The 24,464-nt window shown below is 37.0% G+C and carries 28 protein-coding genes; 23 read left to right on the top strand and 5 right to left on the bottom strand.

Annotated features, from left to right (window positions below; all coding sequences use genetic code 11):
- Positions 1-37: 37 nt before the first annotated feature.
- Together typA and DLJ74_RS13200 are read left to right on the top strand one after the other, a co-directional pair.
- Positions 38-1,867, top strand: coding sequence for a translational GTPase TypA (gene typA / locus DLJ74_RS13195; RefSeq protein WP_109984821.1), 1,830 nt, complete (start codon positions 38-40; stop codon positions 1,865-1,867).
- A gap of 107 nt (positions 1,868-1,974) precedes the next feature.
- Positions 1,975-2,253, top strand: a complete 279-nt coding sequence (locus DLJ74_RS13200) for a YkvA family protein (protein WP_109984822.1) — start codon at positions 1,975-1,977, stop codon at positions 2,251-2,253.
- Between the two features lie 22 nt (positions 2,254-2,275).
- On the opposite strand, the gene DLJ74_RS13205 is transcribed toward DLJ74_RS13200, so the two are convergent.
- Both DLJ74_RS13205 and DLJ74_RS13210 read right to left on the bottom strand, forming a co-directional pair.
- Positions 2,276-3,613 carry an ABC transporter permease gene (locus tag DLJ74_RS13205; protein WP_054788954.1) on the bottom strand — a complete coding sequence of 446 codons (1,338 nt, stop codon included), beginning with the start codon at positions 3,611-3,613 and terminating at the stop codon, positions 2,276-2,278.
- Complete coding sequence (locus DLJ74_RS13210) at positions 3,610-4,302, bottom strand: ABC transporter ATP-binding protein (RefSeq protein ID WP_054788953.1); 693 nt, start codon at positions 4,300-4,302, stop codon at positions 3,610-3,612. The genes DLJ74_RS13205 and DLJ74_RS13210 overlap by 4 nt, the downstream gene beginning before the upstream one ends.
- Positions 4,303-4,485: 183 nt before the next feature.
- Between DLJ74_RS13210 and DLJ74_RS13215 the strand changes: the two genes are divergently transcribed.
- From DLJ74_RS13215 to DLJ74_RS13255, 9 genes are all read left to right on the top strand, one after another.
- On the top strand, positions 4,486-5,661 hold the full coding sequence (locus DLJ74_RS13215; RefSeq protein ID WP_109984823.1) for a CapA family protein: 1,176 nt from the start codon (positions 4,486-4,488) through the stop codon (positions 5,659-5,661).
- A 48-nt stretch (positions 5,662-5,709) separates the two neighbouring features.
- Positions 5,710-6,522 (top strand): DUF368 domain-containing protein, encoded by an 813-nt coding sequence (locus tag DLJ74_RS13220; RefSeq protein ID WP_109984824.1) that lies wholly within the window; start codon positions 5,710-5,712, stop codon positions 6,520-6,522.
- 70 nt (positions 6,523-6,592) lie between these two features.
- Positions 6,593-6,913 (top strand): thioredoxin family protein, encoded by a 321-nt coding sequence (locus DLJ74_RS13225; RefSeq protein ID WP_109984825.1) that lies wholly within the window; start codon positions 6,593-6,595, stop codon positions 6,911-6,913.
- A 101-nt stretch (positions 6,914-7,014) separates the two neighbouring features.
- The gene (locus DLJ74_RS13230; protein ID WP_109984826.1) at positions 7,015-7,707 is read left to right on the top strand and encodes an ABC transporter ATP-binding protein; all 693 of its coding nucleotides are present in this window, start codon (positions 7,015-7,017) and stop codon (positions 7,705-7,707) included.
- Entirely contained in the window at positions 7,704-9,101 is a 1,398-nt protein-coding gene (locus DLJ74_RS13235; protein WP_054861496.1) for a hypothetical protein, read from the top strand. Before DLJ74_RS13230 ends, DLJ74_RS13235 begins: the two co-directional genes overlap by 4 nt.
- Positions 9,102-9,211: 110 nt before the next feature.
- Positions 9,212-9,676 carry a MarR family winged helix-turn-helix transcriptional regulator gene (locus DLJ74_RS13240; protein WP_054861497.1) on the top strand — a complete coding sequence of 155 codons (465 nt, stop codon included), beginning with the start codon at positions 9,212-9,214 and terminating at the stop codon, positions 9,674-9,676.
- 101 nt (positions 9,677-9,777) lie between these two features.
- The gene (locus DLJ74_RS13245; RefSeq protein ID WP_109984827.1) at positions 9,778-10,017 is read left to right on the top strand and encodes a glutaredoxin family protein; all 240 of its coding nucleotides are present in this window, start codon (positions 9,778-9,780) and stop codon (positions 10,015-10,017) included.
- A gap of 69 nt (positions 10,018-10,086) precedes the next feature.
- The gene (locus DLJ74_RS13250) at positions 10,087-10,428 is read left to right on the top strand and encodes a YppG family protein (protein WP_054788948.1); all 342 of its coding nucleotides are present in this window, start codon (positions 10,087-10,089) and stop codon (positions 10,426-10,428) included.
- A 217-nt stretch (positions 10,429-10,645) separates the two neighbouring features.
- Positions 10,646-11,377 carry an alpha/beta hydrolase gene (locus DLJ74_RS13255; protein ID WP_109984829.1) on the top strand — a complete coding sequence of 244 codons (732 nt, stop codon included), beginning with the start codon at positions 10,646-10,648 and terminating at the stop codon, positions 11,375-11,377.
- Here DLJ74_RS13255 and DLJ74_RS13260 read toward each other — a convergent pair.
- Positions 11,374-12,279 (bottom strand): DMT family transporter, encoded by a 906-nt coding sequence (locus DLJ74_RS13260; protein ID WP_109984830.1) that lies wholly within the window; start codon positions 12,277-12,279, stop codon positions 11,374-11,376. The two genes, DLJ74_RS13255 and DLJ74_RS13260, sit on opposite strands and share 4 nt — an antisense overlap.
- A 634-nt stretch (positions 12,280-12,913) precedes the next feature.
- Between DLJ74_RS13260 and cshA the strand changes: the two genes are divergently transcribed.
- Complete coding sequence (gene cshA / locus DLJ74_RS13265) at positions 12,914-14,380, top strand: degradosome RNA helicase CshA (protein WP_109984831.1); 1,467 nt, start codon at positions 12,914-12,916, stop codon at positions 14,378-14,380.
- 43 nt (positions 14,381-14,423) lie between these two features.
- On the opposite strand, the gene DLJ74_RS13270 is transcribed toward cshA, so the two are convergent.
- Both DLJ74_RS13270 and DLJ74_RS13275 read right to left on the bottom strand, forming a co-directional pair.
- The gene (locus DLJ74_RS13270; protein WP_109984832.1) at positions 14,424-14,870 is read right to left on the bottom strand and encodes a hypothetical protein; all 447 of its coding nucleotides are present in this window, start codon (positions 14,868-14,870) and stop codon (positions 14,424-14,426) included.
- 47 nt (positions 14,871-14,917) lie between these two features.
- Positions 14,918-15,682 (bottom strand): rhomboid family intramembrane serine protease, encoded by a 765-nt coding sequence (locus DLJ74_RS13275; protein ID WP_109984833.1) that lies wholly within the window; start codon positions 15,680-15,682, stop codon positions 14,918-14,920.
- Between the two features lie 150 nt (positions 15,683-15,832).
- Here DLJ74_RS13275 and acpS point away from each other — a divergent pair, with 150 nt between their 5' ends.
- From acpS to DLJ74_RS13330, 11 genes are all read left to right on the top strand, one after another.
- The gene (gene acpS, locus DLJ74_RS13280; RefSeq protein ID WP_054788946.1) at positions 15,833-16,201 is read left to right on the top strand and encodes a holo-ACP synthase; all 369 of its coding nucleotides are present in this window, start codon (positions 15,833-15,835) and stop codon (positions 16,199-16,201) included.
- A gap of 45 nt (positions 16,202-16,246) precedes the next feature.
- The gene (locus DLJ74_RS13285; protein ID WP_109984834.1) at positions 16,247-17,746 is read left to right on the top strand and encodes an NAD(P)H-hydrate dehydratase; all 1,500 of its coding nucleotides are present in this window, start codon (positions 16,247-16,249) and stop codon (positions 17,744-17,746) included.
- A gap of 54 nt (positions 17,747-17,800) precedes the next feature.
- Positions 17,801-18,817, top strand: coding sequence for a LolA family protein (locus DLJ74_RS13290; RefSeq protein WP_054861504.1), 1,017 nt, complete (start codon positions 17,801-17,803; stop codon positions 18,815-18,817).
- A 145-nt stretch (positions 18,818-18,962) separates the two neighbouring features.
- On the top strand, positions 18,963-20,078 hold the full coding sequence (alr, locus tag DLJ74_RS13295; protein WP_109984835.1) for an alanine racemase: 1,116 nt from the start codon (positions 18,963-18,965) through the stop codon (positions 20,076-20,078).
- 126 nt (positions 20,079-20,204) lie between these two features.
- Positions 20,205-20,486, top strand: coding sequence for a CopG family ribbon-helix-helix protein (locus DLJ74_RS13300; protein WP_054788944.1), 282 nt, complete (start codon positions 20,205-20,207; stop codon positions 20,484-20,486).
- Between the two features lie 3 nt (positions 20,487-20,489).
- The gene (locus DLJ74_RS13305) at positions 20,490-20,840 is read left to right on the top strand and encodes a type II toxin-antitoxin system PemK/MazF family toxin (RefSeq protein WP_109984836.1); all 351 of its coding nucleotides are present in this window, start codon (positions 20,490-20,492) and stop codon (positions 20,838-20,840) included.
- A 328-nt stretch (positions 20,841-21,168) separates the two neighbouring features.
- Complete coding sequence (locus DLJ74_RS13310) at positions 21,169-22,035, top strand: RsbT co-antagonist protein RsbRA (RefSeq protein ID WP_054861506.1); 867 nt, start codon at positions 21,169-21,171, stop codon at positions 22,033-22,035.
- A 13-nt stretch (positions 22,036-22,048) separates the two neighbouring features.
- Positions 22,049-22,405, top strand: a complete 357-nt coding sequence (locus tag DLJ74_RS13315; protein WP_109984837.1) for an STAS domain-containing protein — start codon at positions 22,049-22,051, stop codon at positions 22,403-22,405.
- A gap of 2 nt (positions 22,406-22,407) precedes the next feature.
- Positions 22,408-22,812 carry an anti-sigma regulatory factor gene (locus DLJ74_RS13320; protein ID WP_054788943.1) on the top strand — a complete coding sequence of 135 codons (405 nt, stop codon included), beginning with the start codon at positions 22,408-22,410 and terminating at the stop codon, positions 22,810-22,812.
- A gap of 134 nt (positions 22,813-22,946) precedes the next feature.
- Entirely contained in the window at positions 22,947-23,957 is a 1,011-nt protein-coding gene (locus tag DLJ74_RS13325; RefSeq protein ID WP_109984838.1) for a PP2C family protein-serine/threonine phosphatase, read from the top strand.
- 169 nt (positions 23,958-24,126) lie between these two features.
- Complete coding sequence (locus DLJ74_RS13330) at positions 24,127-24,462, top strand: STAS domain-containing protein (RefSeq protein ID WP_054788941.1); 336 nt, start codon at positions 24,127-24,129, stop codon at positions 24,460-24,462.
- Positions 24,463-24,464: the final 2 nt, after the last annotated feature.

The following is a 24,464-nucleotide window of genomic DNA, read 5'->3' on the forward strand; positions in this document are numbered from 1 at the left end:
TAAACTATTGAACGCATCATTAAGAGGAGAGAATGAGATGACGCAGGTAAGAGAAGATCTTCGCAATATTGCAATCATTGCCCACGTAGACCATGGAAAAACAACTTTGGTAGACCAATTGCTCCATTATTCTGGAACCTTCCGTGAAAATGAGCAAGTAGCGGAGCGAGCAATGGATTCGAATGATATTGAAAAAGAACGCGGAATTACAATCTTAGCTAAAAATACAGCCATTAATTATAAGGATACACATATAAATATTTTAGATACGCCTGGACATGCGGATTTTGGTGGTGAAGTGGAACGAATCATGAAAATGGTGGATGGGGTGTTGTTAGTTGTCGATGCCTTTGAAGGCTGTATGCCCCAAACCCGTTTTGTTTTAAAGAAAGCACTTGAACAAAAGCTACGTCCAGTTGTTGTATTAAACAAGATTGATCGACCAAATGCACGACCTAGTGAAGTAGTAGATGAGGTGTTAGATTTATTCATTGAGCTTGGTGCAGACGATGATCAGCTAGAGTTTCCTGTTGTCTATGCCTCTGCATTGAACGGAACATCCAGCTATGAACCTGATGCTCAAGAGGAAACAATGCAGCCGATTTTTGATACGATACTAGAGCATATTCCTGCACCGATAGATAATCAAAATGACCCACTACAGTTTCAAGTAACCTTACTCGACTATAACGATTATTTAGGACGTATCGGTATTGGCCGTGTATTCCGAGGAACGATTCAAGTGGGGCAACAGGTAGCTTTAATGAAAACAGATGGAACGGTCAAAAACTTCCGTGTGTCAAAACTGTTTGGCTTTATTGGTCTAAAGCGCGTAGAGATAGAAGAAGCAAAGGCGGGAGATATTATAGCAGTTGCCGGGATGGAGGACATTAACGTCGGGGAAACGGTTTGTCCAATAGAGAACCAGGAAGCACTACCAACCCTTCGTATTGACGAACCGACCCTGCAAATGACGTTTGTTGTAAACAATAGTCCTTTCGCTGGAAGAGAAGGTAAGCATATTACTTCAAGAAAAATCGAAGAGCGTTTAATGTCCCAATTAGAAACAGATGTAAGCTTAAGAGTAGATCCAACCGCTTCTCCTGATGCATGGATAGTTTCTGGACGTGGCGAGCTTCACTTATCTATTTTGGTAGAAAATATGCGTAGAGAAGGCTATGAGATTCAGCTATCCAAGCCAGAGGTCATTATTAAAGAAATAGATGGAGTAAAATGTGAGCCGATTGAACGCGTTCAGATTGATGTTCCTGAGGATTATACTGGCCCTGTCATGGAATCTCTTGGTACTCGTAAAGGAGAAATGGTTGATATGATCAACCATGGGAATGGACAAGTTCGAATGGAATTTCGAGTACCATCTCGTGGGCTGATTGGATATGCAACAGAGTTTATGACCCAAACTAGAGGATATGGAATTATCAACCATACCTTTGAAGAATATGCGCCATTTGTAAAAGGTCAGGTTGGCGGAAGACGTGAAGGTGTTCTGGTCGCATTAGAAAATGGTAAAGCATCCACTTATGGAATTATGAACTTAGAGGATCGCGGCATTATCTTCGTCGATCCTGGGACAGAAGTGTATGCAGGTATGATTGTTGGGGAGCATAATCGCGAGAATGATCTTACGGTTAATATTACAAAAGAGAAGCATTTAACGAATGTTCGATCCGCAACAAAGGATCAAACGGCAACGATACGAAAAACACGCACGTTATCATTAGAAGAGGCTATCCAGTACTTAAATGATGATGAGTATTGTGAAGTAACACCTGAATCTATTCGTCTCCGTAAGAAAATTTTAAATAAGAGTGAACGGGAAAAGGCAGCAAAAAGAAAAACTAATTAAACAAAAACCAGCGGATTGTTAAGATCTCCGCTGGTTTTTTCGCTAGAGTAGATAGATACCAATAAATTAAGCTATCATTTATAATACAAGAAGGAGGAGGAAATATCATGCGTTTTTGGCGTCGTTTAATGTTTATATTTAAGTTTCATCGGTCCATTCCATTTTTTAAGGATTTTTTCATTTCAAATGAGATTACAATAGGAAAGAAGCTGATTTCTATTCTATTGATCGTAGGTTATATTATATTTCCATTTGATGCAATCCCTGATTTTCTACTCTTTTTTGGCGTGCTCGATGATGTAATGGTAGCTACGCTAATTTTACAGCAAATCGTCAAAATGGCCCCAGCTTCTTTAAAGGAAAAATATAAAGTGAATCTTCCATAAATAGAGATCACAGGTGATCATTTTAAATCTCGCGGCGCATAGCTTTTAATACATCTATCTTTGTTGCTCGTTTTGCTGGTTTTAAGCCAGAAACAATGGTAACTAACAAACAAATAGCAACAGATATGGCAATCAGACTCCAAGGGATTGCTGAGAACTGAAAGCCTTCTGGTAGTTGTTCATCAAAGGCGTTCTCTACAATCACAGGAAGGAATAGATTCACTAAGAAGCTAATTAGATAAGCTACAGCTATTCCTACAACGGCACCAAGAATACCGATATACCCACTTTCTAATAAGAAAATTTGTTTAATTTTCTTTGGATGTGCACCAAGAGCCTTCATGATACCTATGTCAGGGGTTCTTTCCGTAACGGCCATTGTCATCGTATTATAAATACCAATGGAAGCAATAATAATGGCAATTGTACCAATAAAAATGAGTCCTGCCTTGGCAATAGTGAAAACAACATCCATACTTTTTAGTTCATCCGCTGCTGAATAGACTAAATAACCTTGATCCTTTAATTGCTCGGAAATATCGCTCACCTCTTCCATATTATGAGCATATCCCCTTACCTCGTCATAGCCTTCTGGTTCTTCTATCCCTTGCATGTCAGGTTGAGTAATCATACCTCTAGCGGTTTTAGTAAATGCTTCGACCTCTTTTAATATAGAATCAGATATAAAGACGGTTTGATCCATCATCCAATCACGTGCAGGCTTCTCGGTAATACCAGTGATGATTAAAGGGATCGTATGCTCCTTCTGTTCTCCATCAACGGTTTGCATGACCGTCATCTTAAGTTCTTTGCCAATCACTTCTCCATCATATTGAAATTCCTTTTTTAACATTCCATCTTCACCATACATATCCTCTGTTTCTTGTTGCTCACTAGAGACGAGGGTTTTCACAAAGTCATGGCCAACTATAATTTCATTTTCTTTTTCTGGTAAACGTCCTTCTGAAAGCTCAAGACCCGCATCTATCTCTGAGGGGAAATGGGCCATCACTGTTTGAACACTTCCTTCATATTGATCCAATTGAAATAAAGGAGTTTGTTGCAGGTTGATTCTTCTTGTCACTGCCTTCATACCATCTTTTTTTTCTAATTCTTCTATCTCTTTATCTGTTATTGGTTGGTATTTTCCGTCTACTTCCATCCCGCCAATCTGTAGCTGGGTAACAGAACGAGATTCTAGAATATCCTTTGCAAGAGATTTATGTAGTCCAAATCCTACCGATGCTAATACAATAAGGAATGTAACCCCCATAGCAGTAGCTAAAACAGTCATAAAAATCCTTGATTTACTTCGTTTCATATTGCGGCGGACGAAACGCCATCTATCCTTCATATTCATATTGCAATATCTCCTTTCAATACTTCACCATCATGTAAGTGGATCTGTTGATGACCAATACTGGCAACCTCATTGTCATGTGTAATAATGACGAATGTAATGCCATATTTTTGATTCAATGATTGAATGAAATCTAATATTTCCTTTTCCGTTTCACTGTCTAAACTACCAGTAGGTTCATCTGCTAGAATAATGGGTGGTTCAATAACTAATGCTCTTGCAATACTTACTCTCTGTTGTTGTCCACCTGATAACTCGCTTGGATAATGATTTTTATAATCGATTAAACCAACACGCCCAAGAGTTTGATTGGTTAATTCTTCTCTTTTCTTTTCAGCTACCCCTTTTAAAACTAAAGGAAGTTCAATGTTCTCATATGCTGTCATTGTAGGAATTAACTGAAAGTTTTGAAAGATAAATCCGATGTGCTGTAATCGAAAATCTGCAAATTCTCCTTCACTAAAGCTTGTAACCTCTGTACCATCGATGAATATCCTACCGTGTGTAGGTTTCATAAAGCCACCGATAAGGTTGAGCAAGGTCGATTTCCCTGACCCACTCCTACCTGTGATAACAGCAATATCTCCTTTTTTAACCTCAAAGGAAATATCCTTAAGTACATTAAGCTCTGTTTGATTATTTTTCTTTCCTAATAAAAATGTTTGGTGTAATGATTGTACTTTGATCATATAGATCCCCCTTCTTTTTGCTTTTCAATAATATGGACGAATTGTATTCGAAAAGTATTACATTTTTTTTAAAAAAGATTTTATTGTCTATGAAAAGGTGGAGACCAATTAGCTGGCATTACGAAAAAAATTTAGGAATATGGTAAAATAGTAAAGAATTGAACAAAAAAGGAGATTTACAGCATGAGAAAGCGACTTATACCCATTATTGTGGTACTTATTTTACTGGTTGGCTGTATGGGAATATCCCAATCTGAAAGTGCTTCTCATTCCAAACATAAAAGCTTATTAACAGAAAAAAATCAAAACGGAGAGCTATTCACCTCGTTAGCACCTGTATTGACAGAAATTGATATTACTGCAATTGGTGATTTGTTAATTCACTCACGGGTTTATGAAGATGCAGAAGTGGATGGGGGCTATGATTTTAGGCCAATGCTTCAATCCGTCGAGAGCTACTTGAAAAGTTCGACCATTACGATCGCCAATCAAGAAACTATTACAGGTGGTGCTGAAATAGGTTTGTCCACTTATCCTTCTTTTAACAGCCCTTATGAATTAGCGGATAATCTGAAGGAAGTCGGTGTGGATTTAGTAACAATGGCAAATAACCATACACTTGATCGTGGGGAAGAAGCGATTCAAAATGCTATTACGCACTATGAGGAAATTGGAATGAAGTACACAGGAAGCTTCAAAGATAAAGAAGACAGAGAGAAAATTCGTGTAATCGAGACTGATGAGAATATATCTGTTGCATTTCTGAGCTATACATATGGCACAAATGGCATCCCTGTTCCAGAAGGGAAGGATTATTTAGTCAATCTTATCGACGAACAACGAATCAAAGCAGATGTGAAAAAGGCAGAAAAGCTAGCCGACGTAACCGTGTTAAGCTATCACTTTGGTAATGAATATGAACGGATGCCTAACGGTTATCAAAAAGAGCTAGCACAATTTGCTTCAGATTTAGGGGTCGAGGTGGTTATAGGACATCATCCACATGTACTGCAGCCAATTGATTGGATCGAAGGCAAAAATGGTAACCACACATTAGTAGCCTATTCTTTGGGAAATTTCCTTTCTGGACAGGATAAGCTCTACCGACGTATTGGTGGAATATTCCAGTTCAAGGTGGAAAAGAAAGTAGATCAAAAGTCTGAATCGATCCGAATACATACTCCTGCCTTTTTACCAACCTTCGTACAGTATGAGATGAATGGTGGTAGAATGACAAACTTCGCTGTGTTACCATTTCATGAAGTGACAGAGGAACAATTACCTGATCATCAAGTGAAATGGGATGAAATAAAAGCCCATATGTCCCAATGGGTTCCTGACTTAACCATATTAAAATAATGAGATTACGAGGATAGGTAAAATTTTAAGATAGAGGAGAATAGTTGAATGGAATGGAAGAATATTTATAGAGGATTGTTAATGGGTGCAAGTGATGTAATTCCTGGAGTTAGTGGTGGTACAATAGCTGTATTGCTCGGGATTTATGATCGTTTGATTGAGGCGATTAACGGTTTTTTTAGTAAGGATTTAAAAAAGCATTTGATGTTTTTAATCCCGCTTGGAATAGGGATCTTAACAGCCATTTTTCTATTAGCGGGCGTGATTGAATGGCTTTTTGAACATTATCCAAAACAGACACAATTTGCTTTTCTTGGGCTCATTATAGGGGTTTTACCTTTCTTATTCCAAAAATCAAATGCAAAGGTAAATTTTAAAGTTCCCCATTATTTATTTATTATAGTTGGGGTAATAGTGGTCGCTTCGATGGCTTTTTTTAATACTGGTGAGCCTGAAGCAGTAACTCATTTTACTACATCTACCTATCTCTGGCTTTTTGCATCTGGCTTCATAGCGAGCTCTGCCATGATTCTACCAGGTATAAGTGGTTCCTTTATGCTCTATGTAATTGGTTCCTATACAACGATTATAAGTGCGATCAAGAACCTAGATATAGTAGTCATTGGCGTAGTTGGTGTGGCCATTCTATTAGGAATAATAGTGATGAGTAAGATTATTCATTATTTCTTAGACCATTTTCCATTTGCCACCTATGCGGTTGTTATTGGCATGGTAATCGGCTCTATCTTCGTCATGTTCCCAGGTTGGCCAGTGAATACGGGTGAGATGATTTTCTGTATCCTCACTTTTGCAGGAGGTTTACTTTTTGCTTATTTATTAGGCAGAGTAGAATATAAGTAAAACAAATGATTTGCGAAAATAATATAAACATGCTAGATTTCACATATAGAGCAAAAAAGGAGACTTTCATATGGAAGCAATTCAAACAGTGGAACAATTTAATGAAGTGATCCAATCAGATAAGCCAGTCATCATTAAATTCTATGCAGACTGGTGTCCTGATTGTAAACGAATGGATATGTTTATCGGAGATATTATGGAACAATATAATCAATATGATTGGTATCAAGTTAATAGTGATGAAGTAGAAGGATTAGCGCAAAAGTATGAAGTGATGGGGATTCCGAGTTTATTAATTTTTGAAAATGGTGAAAAAACCGCCCACCGCCACAGTGCTTATACTAAAACACCAGATGATGTCATAGAATTTCTCCAGCAGGAATTAGATTAATTCAAACGCCAAGGCCTAAAAGCTTTGGCGTTTTTTACTTTTCTTTAAAATAAGAAACCTATTTAACTGCTCAATCGTACTTCTTTTAGGGGTGATCTCACATGAGTCAATTAGTTGTTGAAAATGTTACGGTAGCCATTGGACAAGAATCGATTTTGAAGAATATTCACTTTACGGTTGAAACTGGCCAATTAATTGCGTTAATTGGCCATAATGGTGCAGGGAAATCTACGTTGATGAAAACGATTATGGGGTGGCAAGAAAAACAAGAGGGTAATATTTCTGTACAGGGTATCGACCAAGATCAGGAATTTCTACACTATAAGAGGCAAATAGCTTACATACCTGAAGAACCTTTTTTGCTTTCTGAGTTAACTGCGATGCAGCATTTTCAATTATACGGAAAAAGCTACCAACTATCCGAAGAGAAGCTTAATCAAAAGGTAGAGGAACTTACTAATCTTTTTGAAATTAAAGATAAATTAAACGTATATCCTGAATCACTTTCCAAAGGAATGCGACAAAAGGTACAAACGATTTGCGCTTTATTGCCAGAGGTAGATTTACTACTTATTGATGAACCATTTATGGGCCTAGATATTCATGCAGCAGCAGCTTTACAGCAATTATTATTAGAAAAGACACAGGGTGGTACTAGTATTTTACTAACTTCCCACCAGCTTGATAGGATAAATCAAGTTGCGGACAAGTATATTTTACTCGATAAAGGCGAAATCAGGGAATATGATGAAATGGCCAATTTTGATACGATTACGAGGAGAACATCTCAATGAGTCAAGCGTGGAGTGTATTTCTATTTTTGCGGAAAAACCGTATAAAGAAAAAGCAAAAGCTTTATAACCTTGCCCTCGGTGTTGCCTTTGATTGGACAATAAGTATTTATGTAGGTTTTTATATCGTTGTCTTAATGGCAATGGTCTATGATGCAGTTAGCCAATTCGAGAATTGGTTTTACTCTATAGAACAGTTAGCCGATCAATGGATACCGTTAATGGTGGTAGCACTTATGGTTCGTACTATTATACTTTCCTTTCACTCTCCTGGTATATCCTTTTCAAGTGCAGATTGGAAGGCAGCAACATTACCTATATTACGCCAATATGTTTGGCTTTTTACCTATTTCGAAGCGATCCTAAAGACGGTTATATGGAGTTTCGGTTTATTCTTGCTAGCATTTATTTTAACACCTTTATCAACCGGATTCTTATTAAAATGTTTGATGATCTTGATTCTAACAAACTGTTTACTCCTTTTACCTCAATGGTATTTATATCAAATAGAAGGAAAGAAAAAAGTCATTATCTTTCTACTTGTTACGGTTATGCTTGCTATTATTCGTTTTGTCTATTTATTTGTCTTACCATTTGAAGGCTTTTTATATAGCTTGCTTGCTATTATCTTTTCCTTTAATTTGGTAATTTGGAATAAAAGGTTGGAAAAGATAAACTGGCAAAGCGTTATCGAAGTCGTTGATACAAAAATTTGGAGTATGTTTTTTATTCAAAAAATGAGTAAGACAGAAACGAAACCAGTACAAAAACCTATTCTTCCAGCTCTTTTTCGGTCCGCAAAAGAGAAATTACCATTTCCGTATCATCATGAGACAATGATTTATCGTAAGCTATGGAAGATTAATTTTCGTCAGGAGAAGGCATATTTTGTTCAAACATTAGGTGTTAGCATCATTTGCTTAGTGCTCTTGAGCTTTAGAGGAGACTTGGTCCAAGGCGTTTCAGTAGCGATCGCTATATTTTTGTTCAATAAAATGTCTACAAGTTATTTTCAAGCAGGATTTAAAGATCGTCTACTGCACGCTATACCATGGGATATGAAAGCTATAAAAAAAGCCTACCTACAACGCATGACAGTGTTCATGGGCTTGATCATGGTAGTACTTGCGACCCTGTTAGTTATAACCGAGCACTTAAGTATTTGGGTGTTTTTACAGCTGTTACTTTATGGTACTTCATTATATGTATTGTTGGAGTTGAAGCTTCATATAACTGTGAAAAAAATGAATGATAAATGGTATACTCCGACCATATTAGAGCAACTAATCAGTCCCATTATTTATATCTTGCTTATTAGTAGTTTTGCCTACAATTTAGTAAGCATATTTGTTATAATTCTTTTGTTATATTTCTTTCTACCTAAGAAAGCGATATAAGTGATGTCTTTTCGTTATACAAAAATGGGGATTATTTCCTTTTGTGTTGACGAATGTGAAATCTTTCCATATAATACGTGCATATACATAAAGAGGAGAGGATGAAAGGGATGGATGATCGAACACGATATTTAGAAAAAAAACAAGACCCTTCCCTAAAGCTGTTTGTTGTCTTATCAAAAGCTTATCGAGCCTTGATGGATCAAGTAGCCGAAGATATTAGAGGTCATGGCTTGAATATAACAGATTTTGGTGTAATGGAATTACTATACCACCAAGGAGAACAGCCCTTACAAAAAATAGGAGATAAAATTCTCTTAGCTAGTGGAAGTATTACATATGTTGTTGATAAACTAGAGAAAAAAAATTACGTAAAGCGCATACCGAGTCCGACTGACCGAAGGATAACATATGCATCTCTAACGGAAGCTGGTGAACAGCTACTCAACGATATTTTTCCAGAGCATTGGAAACAAATTGAGGCTGTTACAGCAGGCTTATCGAAAGAAGAAAAATTAGAGGCAATAGATTTATTAAAAAAATTAGGTCTTTATGCGAATGCTCTTTCATCCTAATATTGACTAGTATCTCCTTATCATATTTTATTTCGTTTATCCAAACCGAAAAAAGGGTATAAATGACTAGGAAATGATTTTTGAAGTTTGGAGGAGCAACTATGAGGAAGCAGCATGTGATAGTCTATATTAGTGATGATTGTGAAGCCTGCGATCATCTCGTGGAGTTTTTAAGAAACCACAAGGTAAATTTCACATTGAAAAATACTTCAGAGGATAAAGTTTTTTTAAAAGAACTCCAGCAGAAAAATATTTATGTTACACCTGCAGTATTAATTGGTGACAGCCATAAGATATTGGGGTTTGATAAAGAAAAACTAAGAAGGATACTCGGGTTCTGATTTGAACCGATTTCCCCCTATTTGCATAGCCTATATTAGAAAACATAGATGGAGAAATGGGGGAATAGTATGTATAATTGGCAGAATCAACAGCATTCCACGTATTATCCTAATTATTATGGTGCCACACCGTTCCAATCAGTACCTAATACTTCTCAAAATTCTTATACACCATATCAATTTTATCAAAAACCATTATTGCCTGTGCCGCAGCAAAATAATTCACAAATGCCACCATTTTCTTTTGGCAAACAAACAAACCCAATGTTGAGCTATTTCCAGGATAAAAACGGTGAGATGGATTTTGATAAAATTTTCAAAACCGTTAATCAGTTAGCGAATACTTATCAGCAGGTTTCACCATTAGTTAAAAATGTTGGAAGCATTGTGAAATCATTTAAGGGGTTATAATATCCGTCAAACCGAAATCCTTGTCATTCGCTTGACAGGGATGTTTCATTTTAACAACATACTGTCGGTTTGAAGGCTTGATTAATTTTTGCGAATCATAAGCGGGATGAGGCCTGTTGTTGGAAGTCTCCTTAGTGATAGTGGATAATAGTGTAAAAGGAGTAAAGATCCTTCATATGGGTAAACTAACGGCATATTAATAGAAGGAGGATTCACGATGAGTGGCTGTCTTATCATTCATGGCTTTACAGGAGGGCCATATGAGGTGGAGCCATTAGCAGATCACTTACATCAAGTGACAGATTGGGAAATTGTTTCTCCAAGATTACCTGGTCATGGTTTAGGTGAAAACGGGAAGGAATTAGAATTGACAAAAGTCACCTACCAAGAGTGGATTCAAACATGTGAACAAGCCTATTTAGATTTAAAGAAAAGACATGAGAAAATTTATTTAATTGGGTTTTCCATGGGAGGGATGATCTCTGCTTTTTTAGCTGGAAAGTATTCTTGCGAGAAGCTTGTACTTTTGTCGACTTCAAGGAAGTACATAAGCATCCCGCGAATGGCGTTAGATATCATTGGCTTTGGACAGAAAGCTTTACAAAGAAAGCTAAAAACAGACCCACTATTCGTTCACTATATGGGAAAGTATGGTTCTGTACCAATTAGGGCAACTCTTGAATTTTTGAAGTGTATGAGGTTTACGAAGCCATACTTGAAGAAGGTTCATTGCCCAGTCTTTATCGCACAAGGAATGCAGGACGGTTTAGTTCCATATAAAACGGTTCATTATTTAGATAAGGAAATTCCGGGTGAAACAGAGATCATCTATTATTACGACTCCAAGCATCTTATCTGCCTAGGGGAGGATAAAGAAGTGGTAATTGATGGAGTCCACCGTTTTTTAATGCGTCCTACTACTACCAAAAACGCCTTAGCAATGAGCTAAGGCGTTATTGTCATTTTCATTTTGCGTTTTCTCCTTGTACTAGCAATAAAAAGTAGTAAGCCAAAAATAATAATCGTACCACCTAACCATTGAGACCATGTGATAGTCTCCTCTAGAAGGAAATAGGCTAGAATAGCTGCACCTACAGGTTCAAACACAATTCCCATAGAAATGACAGAGGAGCTCACCCATTTTAGTGACCAGTTCAGCAGATTCAACCCAAAAATGGTTGGAATGATAGCAATGAAAACAAATATACTCCATTCAAAGCTAGTATAGTGAAAAAACGAATTTTTTAGAATCATATTATACATAATAAGCATAATCGCCCCGATAGAGTATGCGATACAGGTATAAGTCATCATTGATACTTTTTTTCTGACCCTTTGTCCAAATAAGAAATATGCTGTGATAAATATAGCGCCTAATATTGCTAAAAGATCACCATACAATGCTTTACCAGCTATTTGAACGTCTCCCCATGCGATAATAATACTGCCAAATATCGCGATAAACATACTAATAATGGTACCTGATGAGAAACGCTCATGAAAGAAAAAGTAAGTGCCAATAAAGGCGAAAATCGGTTGTAAGGTTACTAAAACGACCGAACTGGCAACAGAGGTATACTGTAATGATTCAAACCAGACAATGAAATGGATCGCAAGGCTGATTCCTGCTAAAATCGTTAGAATCCATTCCTTCTTTTTTAGCATTTTTATTTCCTGTCTTTTTTTAACCACAACATAGGGGAGCATTAAGAACGCCGCCAATAGTAGGCGGTAGTTGGCGATAATGGAAGGTGGTACATCCCCAGCTAACTTAACAAATACTGCAGCAGTTGATAGAGATATGACGCCAATCACAATTGCAATATATGGATAAATTTGATTGTCTCCCATTCTGACACCTTCCGATATACAGATTTTTTATAGATAATCATAGTATAACAATATTTATGGAAAATAAAAAAAGAATCCATGTATTATTGTTATGTTTTTGTTATCCGAAACAGCAATGTTTGAAACAAAAGGAAAATTTTTATAGAATAAAAAAGAAGAGTGTGTTATGATATAATAATCCATTGAATGGTCATTATAAGCCTCTTCCAAATGTGGAGGAAGGCTTTTTTCATTGTTATTTATTACAGCTCTAAAGTCGTTCGTGCATCTACTTGAAGATTGAATAAATCAAGAAGCTAAATGCAATTGGCGGACGAATATCCTAAGATGTTCCGTTATCCATCTTTATACTGAGGAGACTTTTATAGGCATAGCACAATAATCAAAAGCGGTTATTGGGAAATGTAGTATGATTGAATCCTTATCGGGCAATTTAAGAATAGATAGCTACCTCTTAATAATCGAAATGCGTCCTAATTTAATTTATATAAAAGTTCCCTAAGAACGATTTTACTACCACTTTTACTATAAGTGGGATTCGTTTCTATTTGTGAATTATAGGGTACACTGTAGATAACGAAGAAAAATGATAATTGATGAGATTTTTAAAAGAAAAAAGGAGTAGAAAAAAATAGTGACAAATTTTAGTGAACTAGGTATTTCAGAATCAATCATGAAAGCATTAGAAAAAATGGGATTTGAAGAGGCTACACCAATTCAAGCACAAACGATCCCATTAGGAATTACAGGGAAGGATGTAATCGGTCAAGCACAGACTGGTACAGGTAAAACGGCAGCATTTGGTATTCCAATGATCGAAAAGATAGATCCAGGTCTTCGCAAAATACAAGGATTAGTAGTAGCTCCGACGAGAGAGCTTGCTATTCAAGTCTCAGAGGAGCTTCACAAATTAGCGAAGTTTAAAGGTGTGCGTACACTGCCTGTCTATGGTGGACAGCATATGGAGCGCCAAATTCGTGCATTAAAGGATCGCCCACATATCGTGGTTGCAACTCCAGGTCGTTTATTAGATCACCTTCGTCGCCGTACGATTCGTGTCGGAGATGTGCATACAGCAGTACTGGACGAAGCAGATGAAATGTTAAATATGGGCTTTATTGATGACATTAGAGATATATTAAAGGCGATTCCAGAAGACAGACAAACCCTACTATTCTCCGCTACCATGCCAAAGGAAATTCGTAATATTGCCGCAACCTTAATGAAAGAACCTGCAGAGGTTAAGGTAAAAGCGAAGGAGATGACAGTTTCCAACATTGATCAATTTTTTGTGGAAGTACATGAGAAGCAGAAATTTGATACATTAACTAATTTGTTAGATGTTCATGTTCCTGAGCTTGCGATTATATTTGGTCGTACGAAAAAACGTGTCGACGAATTAACGGATGGACTACAAGCAAGGGGATTCCGTGCAGAAGGCATACACGGTGATTTAACGCAAGGAAAACGAACCTCTGTCTTAAACAAGTTTAAGTTTGGTCGGATTGAGATTCTAGTAGCGACAGACGTTGCGGCACGTGGGCTCGATATTTCAGGTGTAACCCATGTTTATAATTTTGATATTCCTCAAGATCCGGAAAGCTATGTTCACCGCATAGGTCGTACAGGACGTGCTGGAAAAACTGGTGAGGCAGTCTCCTTTATCACACCAAGAGAATTGCCACATTTGAACTTGATTGAAAAAGTAACAAAAAGCAAAATGAAGCGCATGACACCACCTAGCTATGATGAAGCAAAGCGTGGTCAACAACAGGTAACAGTACAGAAGCTTACATCTACCATTAAGAATAAGGATTTAAAGGATTACAGAGAAACAGCGACAGAACTATTAGATGAATATGATTCTGTAACGATTGTTTCGGCTGCTTTGAAGCTTTTGACGAAAGAACGTCGTCAAACACCAGTTACATTGTCCTCTGTTCAGCCAGTTAGTGTAAAACAAGCAAATAAAGGTAAGAATAGTAACAAAAAGTTTAGAAATGATAATAAACGAGGATATGGTGGACGAAAAGGAAAGCCGAGCGGAAGAAACCGTAAATTCCAAAATAAACGTTCGAATACTAAGCAAGGTCGTCGATAGACATAAAAAAACTGCGTTCCCTATATTAGGGATGCAGTTTTTTCTAATTGATCAAGAGGATAATTCCGACAATGGAAATAACGGGGATACATAATATCGTGGAAAAACCGATTAACACAATTGTATTGATGTAGCTTTTCTCTGACTTTCCAATATCAGGATGAGACAATACTTCTTGTTTCGATGACCAAATCTGACTGATACAAATCAAAATAATTCCAAGTATCACAATCAATGGAATGCTTAAAGAAACGAGGCTTGCTTCATTATCCTCCATAAACATAAACCCGAGCACGAGTAAGAAAATCGGTATTGCTTCAAATAGTGCCACTTGGATAAAGTATCTTGTTTGATCCTTTTGTAATCCTTGTTGATTAAATTCCTTCCGCTCCATTCGATAAGATAACCCTCTTAGTAATTGTTTGAATGCAAATAAAATACCAAGACCTGCAATAATTGCTGCAGAAGTAAATAGCCATGCTGCTGTCATTTTCCCACTCCCTTTTCTCTATCTTTTTCACAGCGATGAAGGGCATTTTATAAGATGGAAGATAGTAAACCTAATAGAACAAGTATAATCAAAATTGCTGTAATAATAGGTTTTAGGTATGGCTTCCATTTATATCTCTTTTTATTCCATCGATTAGGATCGAAGCCGATATCATCATTTCCGTGACTCACTCTTCTTGTATTTTTCCATGGTGAAAAAGGCTGAACATTTTTTAAGATGATTGGACCTAAAGCAAACCCAGCAATAAAGCCGAATATATGTGCCTCGACATTTATATTTGCTCTTATCAACGTCATGATTAGTCCAAGTATAGAAACAATTAATATTAACCTTGCATTATTAGGATCAATTAATCTTTTTTCAAAAAACACCATGAATAAATAGAGTCCTAATAATCCATAAATCGCACCAGATGCTCCAAGATGGGTATAACCAAGACTAGGTTCTACGACAAATGTTAGAATATTTGCCACAATACCAGCAAAAAAATAGGTGAAGATAAATTTCCCTTTACCGAGCATTTGTTCAAGTGCTGGAGCAAAGATAACAAGTGCAAAGGAATTAAATAAAATGTGTCCGACACCACCGTGTAAGAAAATTGGTGTAACGAAACGCCAATACTCTCCCATACTGATAGCATAATGAAAACCAATGCCAAAATCAATGATCATTTGACCGAGAGGTGGGATGATCCAGTTGAGGAGCCAAATACCAATTTGCAGTCCAACAATACAAGCGGTCACGGGGTAAAAAGAAAGAAAATCTTTAAAGCTTTCTGTTCGTAAAAACATCTCACACTTCCTCTGAAAAATTGATGCCTATATTTTAGCATAAATCCCTTACTATATATAGTTAGATATATGACCATTAGCTTCTTCTTTAAAAATAGGGTAGTAGTAGGCTATACTAAAAAAAAGACTAAAAAGAGGTTGAAGACGAAGATGATAAAAGGGATTGGTATCGATATAGTGGAACTAGACCGTATTAGAGAAATGGCAACAAAGCAACCGAGATTCATTAGTAGAATTTTAACAAAGAAGGAACGGGACCTATACGAAAATCTAAGCTCTGATAAAAGGAAAATAGAATTTTTAGCAGGTAGATTTGCAGCAAAGGAGGCATTCTCCAAAGCAATTGGAACAGGGATAGGAAAGGTAAGTTTTCAAGACATAGAAATATTAACAAATTTAGAAGGTGCGCCTATTTTCTATTCTAATATTACTGAAAAAGATAAAATCTTTGTTTCGATCTCTCATAGTAAGGCTTATGCAACTGCACAGGTAATAATTGAAGCAGATTCGGCATATTAAGAGAGGTTGTCTCATACTATTTTAATGCGGGTAGGAGGGAACAAGATGTACATCGTAACCGCGGAGGACATGTACGAAATCGATCGATTTGCTATCGACCAGGGGGGAATAGATGGAACGATTTTAATGGAGAACGCAGGTCAGGCAATTGCTAAGGAAATGATGATCGCTGAAGAAAAGAGTTGTCATATGGCTATTTTAGTAGGCAGTGGAAACAATGGTGGAGATGGCTTCGTTATAGCTAGATATTTAAAAAATGAAGGCTATCCAGTGAAGGTTTTGCAATTAGTCCCAAATGAAAAAATAAAAGGTGATGCCGCATACCATAAACAGCTATTGATTCACCAAAAAGTTCCTATCCAAGAGGTGTTAACTACCGATAAGTTACTGGAATGCTTAGTGAATGTCGATATCGTGATTGATGCGATCTTAGGTATTGGTGTAACCGGAGAGATTCGTGAACCATTAAGAGGGATGATTTCTATTATAAATGAACAAAATGCACGTATCTACTCTGTTGACATTCCAAGCGGATTACCTGCCAATGAGAATCATACCATCGATATCGCGATAAAAGCAGATAGAACCTATATTGTAGAAGCACCAAAGCAATCCTTATTCTTGGAGAATACAGCTCCTTACTACGGAGAATGGAAGGTAATCCCTATCGGAATTCCGATTGAGGCGTATGGGATGATACCAAAAGTGAGAAGCTGGAATTTAAAGGATGTTAAAGTATCCTTTCCAAAGAGAGCAACTTTCTCTCATAAAGGATCTCATGGAAAAGGACTAGTTATTGGTGGACAGGAGCTAATGCCAGGCTCCGTTGCACTTAGTTCACGGGCTGCCCTAAAAGCAGGTGCAGGTTTAGTAACGGTTGCTACAATGGAACGGAATATTCCAGTTATCGCTAATTACTGCATGGAAGCTATGTACCAGAACCTAAGCAATTTCGGTCATATAGATTTAGCTGGTTTTGATGGTGTAGCAATAGGGATGGGAATGGGTAGGAATCGTACTGCCAAAACCTTCGTAGAAGATGTGTTGGCACAGGAAGATGTACCAGTCATTATCGATGCCGATGGATTATACCATCTGAAAGAGCTTCTGGGTATGCTACAAGAGCGAAGATCTCCTACCATCTTAACACCACATTATGGTGAAATGGCAATGCTGACAAATCAAGAGATAGAGACAATTAAAAAAGCCCCATTTACTATGGCAAAAGAGTTTGCACAGGAGCATCAAGTTTATCTAATTCTAAAAGGCAAATATACGATTATAACAGCTCCAGATGGCACGCAAATGGTAAATGCCACGGGCAATGCCGGTCTTGCCAAAGGGGGAACTGGAGATGTTTTATCCGGAATCCTTTTAGCCTTCATTATGCAGCATGAATCTGTGTTAGAGGCGATGAATAATGCTTGTTTTATTCATGGTATGTCGGCTGATTTGCGTATAGAAAGTGGACAAAATACGGTAATTGACCTGCTTGCTTCTGATGTGATTGATGGTCTTACAAATGTTTTTCGTACAATGTCCTAGCGCGTAATCGTGTTCCCTTTGTCCTCTTATTTGAGACAAAGGAGAGTTGTCGCGATGAAGAAATATATCATCTTTTTTATGAGTGTTTTGTTTGTTGTGTTTTTAGCTGCATGTGGGGAAAAGTCAAAGGACGATGTTTTAGAAAAGCTTGAAAGCACTGCTGATAAGATGAATGCTTATCAAACACAAGCATTAATGACATTACAAACCGGTAACGAGGACCAGGCTTATCGTATTGAAGTAACACATAAGAAAAAGGACTTTTACCGTGTTTTGTTGAAAAATGAGCAAGACGAGGAGAGTAGTCAAATTATTCTTCGAAATAAAGAAGGAGTATTTGTACTCACACCAGCATTAAATAAAAGCTTTAAGTTCCAAAGTGAGTGGCCAGATAATAAGAGCCAGCCATACTTATACCAGTCATTAATCCAAGACATTAAGGATGACAGTGAAGCAACCTTTACCTCAACGGATGATTATTTTGTTTTTGAAACACGGACAAACTATGAAAGTAATAGTAACTTACCATACCAAACGATTTATTTCGATAAAAAGACTTATGCACCAGTCCTTGTTAAAGTACTAGATAATGATAAAAAATCAATGGTGGAAGTAGAATTTACCTCCTTTGAATTCGATCCAGAGCTACCTGAAGATACTTTTAACATGGAAAAAAATATGACAAGCAGTATTTTTGGTGTGCCAACAATGGCACAAGAGGACTTACCTAGTGAGTTACAGATTTTTTATCCAGCGGAACAGTTAGGTGCAGAGCTAGTCGAAGAGAATAGGATGGAAACAGAGAATGGTGATCGAGTGATGCTGTCCTATGAAGGAGAGAGAAATTTCACGATTATTCAGGAAATGGTGACAAGCTATCCAACTAGTGCCCAATCTCCAGAGCTAGTGAACGGTGATCCAGTTGATCTAGGCTTTACGATGGGAGCCATGTCTGAAACAACGTTAGAATGGCAATATAATGGAATTAATTATTATTTGGCAAGTGAAGATTTAACGAAGCAAGAAATGATTGATGTCGCAACTTCGATACACCAAACAGCAGAAAAATAATAGAGAAAAAGCTTTAGCTAATAGGCTAGGGCTTTTTTGTTTGTTCTCAAGAAATACACAGTCTTTGTTCCACCAATGTTTATAAGTTATAATGAAGTGTAGTCATTCAAAAGATAAGTAGTTCACTGAGGAGATTAAGGACATAATGAAAGAATTTTATCGGGATTCATGGGTAGAAATAAAATTAGCGCATATTGATTATAATATAAAGCAGTTGACGAAAAGACTGCGAAAAGAAACCAATATATATGCAGTGGTCAAGGCAAATGGTTATGGACATGGTGATATCGAAGTAGCGAGAACAGCGATCGATGCTGGCGCAAAACGACTTGCGGTAGCTTTGTTAGATGAGGCTATTAAGCTAAGGGAGGCAGGAATCCATGTTCCGATTTTAGTAATGGGAAGGGTTCGCCCAGCCGATGTCCCTGTTGCAGTAAAGTATGAGATTACCTTGACGTGTTATCAAAAAGAATGGTTAGAGGAGGTCCGGCAGCTTGAGCTCGAAAAGCCGGTTACCGTCCATTTGAAATGGGATACAGGCATGGGGAGAATTGGGATAAGAAGTACAACCGAGCTTTTAGACAATTTGAAATTATTAAAACATAAAGCTTTTTATTTAGAAGGAATTTTCACTCACTTTGCCACTGCAGACGAAGAAAACCTCGGACATTTTGAATCACAGTTAGTCCATTTTCAAAGGCTTCGAGAGGTTTTTGAGAAAAACTGGCAGGAAAAAGTATTATTCCATACGGGTAACAGTGCTGCTAGTATGCGATTTCCAGATAAAATGTTTGATTTCGTTCGATTTGGAATTAGTATGTACGGACTTTACCCTTCGCCAACCGTTAAGTTAGAACAACCAATAGACTTAAAGCCAGCCCTATCATTGCAGAGTAGATTGATCCATGTTAAAAAGGTGGAGCCTGGTACAACGATTAGCTATGGAGCGACCTATACCGCGCAGACCGAGGAATGGATTGGTACTGTCCCATTAGGATATGCAGATGGGATCAGGAGAGGATTGCAAGGCTCAGAAGTATTAGTCAATGGCAAGAGATGTGAAATAGTTGGTCGAATTTGTATGGATCAATTTATGTTAAGATTAACAGAACAAGCGAAAGTAGGAGATTTAGTTACCGTAATAGGTAAGCAAGATCAAGAAGAAATTGAAATGGATGAGCTTGCAGAAAAGCTAGAAACCATTAATTATGAGATTGCTTGCATGATTAGTTCAAGGGTTCCCCGTATATATGTTGACTAATTGTGACATAATTTATAAGGACAGGAAAAATTCAAAAAATCGTTAAAACCCCTTTGCAAGCATGTTAGAGAATGGTATGATATTAGTGGATAATTATTTTAGGCTTGTCAATGTTGGTGGAGGTGTATGGTTTTGTCTGAAGACTTACAAGAAGTTGCGGTGAGATTACCAAAAAACCTACTGAATGAGGTGGATGGCTTGATGAAGAATGAGGATAGTAATTTAAGTGATTTTATTTGTCAAGCAACAAAAACATATTTGCGTGAGAAGAAGAAACGTCATATTCAGGAATCCATGCAAAGAGGATATCTCGAAATGGCAAATATCAACTTAAACATTGCTTCAGAAGCTTTTCAAGCTGAAGAGGAGGCTGAAAATACCCTTGGTCGCTTAGTGAGCGGGGTGTAGGTTTTGATTGTAAAAAGGGGCGATGTTTACTTCGCCGATCTTTCTCCTGTAGTTGGCTCTGAGCAGGGAGGGGTTAGACCAGTACTTGTTCTCCAAAATGATATTGGGAACCGCTTTAGCCCCACCGTTATTGTAGCGGCGATCACTGCACAAATTCAAAAAGCTAAGTTGCCAACACATGTCGAAATTGATGCCAAAAAATATGGATTTGAACGGAACTCTGTTATTTTATTAGAGCAGATTCGCACAATAGACAAACAAAGATTAACAGACAAGATTACTCATCTAGATGGCTATATGATGGAGCGAATTAATAAAGGATTAGAAATTAGTTTAGGCTTAACTGATTTTTAGCGCCTTTACTCCAATTTAATGACAGATATTTAATGGGAGAAACCCAAGAATAGATCCTCAAGGAAAAAGCACCCTGTCTAATGTGGAGGCAATGGGTGTTTTTATATCTCATGACCTATTGTCATATTGCAAATTTTGTCAAATAAGTCATAAACAATAGAAAATAATCGTAAAAATAAGTATTATCATGTAGAATTATGATAATACTTATTTTTTACATGTTAGGAAAATATAAAATTTTCACATGGATTAGTGAAAATTTTGAAGTCCTAAGTACATAAGAAGAGCTAATGCGAGTTTTTCTAAAAATAATATCGGAGGGGTAAGTATGCCTGAAACCATGCGCAGAATTGTGATTGAAAATAGTGATGAAATCTCAAAGAAATGGCTAGAGGAAGTGGCGAAAAAAAAGAATGAGGATTATACCTCTACTATATCCGAAGAACTCTATGAATCGACAAACCGAGAATTTGTCAATGTTATTTTTGCGAGTATTAATAAGCAGCAAAACCTTAAGGTATTAACAGAATTCTCTGATCGATTAATTAATTTAGGGTGGCCACTTAGCTATATAACAGATGGTTTACAGACATTTCGCCGTGTAACTATTGATTTCATTCTGAATCAGTCTGAAAAAGTTGATTCTGACTATTTGTCAAGAATATTAAATGTTGTCGATGATTGGGTAGAGCCAATTATCAAACAACTAGTTCGTGAATACTCTGGTAGCTGGGAACATACTGTTTCTCTTCAACGATTAGCTTTACAAGAATTATCAGCACCATTAATTCCTGTAATGGAAAATATAACGATCATGCCACTTATCGGTACGATTGATACTGAAAGAGCCAAGCTCATCATGGAAAACTTATTAGATGGTGTGATTAAAAATAATGCAGAAGTGGTACTTATTGATATAACCGGTGTACCAGTAGTAGATACAATGGTAGCACACCACATCATACAAGCAGCTGAAGCTGTTCGTTTAATCGGAGCAACTTGTATATTAGTTGGTATTCGACCAGAAATTGCACAAACGATTGTCAATTTAGGTATTGATTTAAGCAAATTCCCTACAAAAAGTTCCTTGCGTAAAGGATTTAACACAGCATTGAAGTTGACTAATCGTGATATTGTTAGCTTGTCTGATGATAAGGATCAAGATATTAGTAATCTACTAGATTCGTTAAAATAAGGGGGTGCTAGGAATGAGAATACCAATTCTAAAACTTCACAATTACTTGTTGGTATCCATTCAAGTAGATTTAGACGATCAAACAGCAATTGAGTTTCAGGAAGATTTATTGAGCAAAATCCACAAAAGTGGTGCAACAGGAGTTGTTATCGATCTTACTTCTGTAGATATTATTGATTCCTTTATAGCAAAGGTACTCGGTGATGTCGTATCTATGTCAGATTTAATGGGGGCAAAAGTCGTCTTAACAGGAATTCAGCCTGCTGTTGCGATGACATTAATTGATTTAGGAATTCATCTACAAAATGTACCAACAGCACTTGATTTAGAGCAAGGGTTGATTAAACTTCGCCAGGAATTGGAGGAGTGATTATGAAGGCTCAATCCTCTGTGCAAATTAATAAAGAATGGGATATTGTCGGGGCAAGACAAATGGGACGTGAAAAAGCGAAAGAATTGGGATTTGGTAGCGTCGATCAAGCACGGATTGCCACTGCGATTTCAGAACTAGCACGAAACATCTATCTATACGCTCAAAGAGGTAGAATTCATGTTGAAGTGATCAATGATTTAAATAAAAAAGGCCTAAAGATTATCGCGCAAGATGAAGGACCCGGAATAGCAGATATTAGTAAAGTGATGGAGGATGGTTACTCAACATCAGGTGGTCTGGGAGCTGGTTTGCCAGGTGTGAAAAGATTAATGGATGAATTTGATATCCTTTCTGACAAAGAAAAAGGAACGACAATTAGTGCGATCAAATGGGTAAGATCATAATGGAAGGCTGCTTTAAATAGATTTCGATTTCAAAATAGGAGAACAGCCTTGTTTATACATATTGCTTCCTAAAATTAATCGCCTGAATTATATGATGTATGGAAATGTTAAAGTCATAATTAGGAGGTAATTCAGTGGAGCTAAATAAATTCGATTTTAATAATTACCGTGATTTATTAGATCGTTATATTCTTAAACAAGATGAAAGTGCGTTATACCAAGCAGAGCAATTTACCAAATTATCAATGCAGAATAACATTTTGCCAGAAGAGTTTATTAACATCCACATCCAAGCATTGAAGGAATTGTATCCGGATCTTCCCAAAGAAATATGTGCATCTCTAAACTTCTTATTAGAGACAATGATTTCGTATGGTTTAGCATACCAAGAATTTCAAACATTAAGAGAAAAGCAAGGAGAATTAGAGTCAGAAATTTCTGTTGCTGCAAGTATGCAACAAACATTACTATCGACAACAAAGCCAGAAATTTCTGGTTTAGATATAGGAGCAATTAGTGTCCCGGCTAACAGAATGAATGGGGATTATCATCACTTTGTGAAGGATGAATCAAATAATCTTGGGATTGCCATAGCTGATGTGATTGGGAAAGGCATTCCAGCAGCGTTAGCGATGTCCATGATTAAATATGCGTTAGATAGCTTTCCTGAATCCCAGCTTAGCCCGAGCGTAATCTTAGAGAACTTAAACAGGGTAGTAGAAAGAAATGTCGATACCAATATGTTTATTACGATGTTTTATGGATTTTTCGATTCGAAAAACAGTGTGTTACAATATGCCTCAGCAGGTCATGAACCTGGCTTCTATTACTGTGCGAAAGAAGACAAATTTATTGAAATAAAAGCAAAAGGCTTAGTATTAGGAGTAACACCTGACGCTATTTATGAACAATTCGAGCTAAAGCTAGAAAAAGATGATATTGTTATTCTTCTAACAGATGGAGTTACAGAGTGTAGAATTGGAGAACGTTTTATTGAAAGTGAAGAAGTGCTCCATGTTATTCGTCAATATATCCACCTACCTGCACAAGAGGCTGTCGAAAAAGTGTTCAAGTATTTTGAGAGAATCCAGGATTTTCACCTAAGGGATGACTTCACCTTAATATTTTTGAAAAAAGAGGTTTAACGATAAGTGAATGAGGGTAAATCTGTAGCATACCCCCTGTATTCATATAGATCGTTTTCATTCACTTTATTTACACTTACTTATATTCGTTTATTACTGGTATTAGCAAAGGGCTGATGCCAGTATAATTTCCATAACAGGGATAGGTTTTTTAAGGAGGAATAGCACGGTGGATTTAAATATTAACATTCTGGGAAATGTCGAAGGTACGAAGCAGATTTTGAAATTAACTGGTGAGATTGATGCATACACAGCACCTAAACTGAAAGAAGCTTTACTACCGTTAGTGAAAAAAGATGGGGAGCTTGTCATCGTTGATTTAGAAAATGTGTCTTATATGGATAGTACTGGATTAGGTGTTTTTATTAGTGCGCTAAAAGCAACAAAGGAACATAACAGTGAATTACGACTCGTATCGCTACAAGACCGTGTCGAACGATTGTTTGAAATAACAGGTTTAAATAGTATCATTAATATCGATTCAACTGTACAAGGTGGGAATTAAAA

Source organism: Gracilibacillus dipsosauri (genome assembly GCF_003176895.1).
GTDB lineage: Bacteria > Bacillota > Bacilli > Bacillales > Amphibacillaceae > Gracilibacillus > Gracilibacillus dipsosauri.